Here is a 435-nt window from a genome sequence, read left to right as displayed (position 1 = left end):
CTAATTGTTCCTGATAAGCTCTTGTTTCTTTTCTCACAATCTTCTTCACAAACTTTTTCTTATTCGCATTGGCTTTGACATGGGTTCCATCGATAAAGGCGACCGACGGGTCGACAAGACCAAGATCCATGGCCTGACGCAAGATTTTATAGAAGATTGTTTCAAATAGGTCCGTATCATGAAAACGGCGCTCATAGTTTTTACTGAAGGTTGAAAAATGAGGGATTTTTTCAGAGAAGCCATATCCAATAAACCAGCGATAAGCGACATCGGTTTCGATCCGTTTAATAGTTTCGCGCATCGAGCGATGGCCAAACACGTACTGAATCAGAACCATTTTGATCAATACAACGGGATCAATGCTTGGGCGCCCTTTTGAAGAATAAAGGGGAGCAACTTTTTCATAAATAAAAGAAAAGTCCATGGCTTCTTCTA

At 40.7% G+C, this 435-nt stretch carries 1 protein-coding gene; it reads right to left on the bottom strand.

The features are described 5' to 3' along the window. A partial coding sequence (locus KI350_RS22765; protein ID WP_212930596.1) for a transposase occupies window positions 1–435 on the bottom strand: 435 nt, incomplete at both ends.

The sequence above is a fragment of the Bacillus sp. J41TS8 genome (assembly GCF_018333035.1).
In the GTDB taxonomy this organism is placed as follows: domain Bacteria; phylum Bacillota; class Bacilli; order Bacillales; family Bacillaceae; genus Bacillus; species Bacillus paralicheniformis.
The sequence above is the reverse complement of the archived record's forward strand: the minus strand, read 5'-3'. Positions and strand labels throughout refer to the sequence as shown.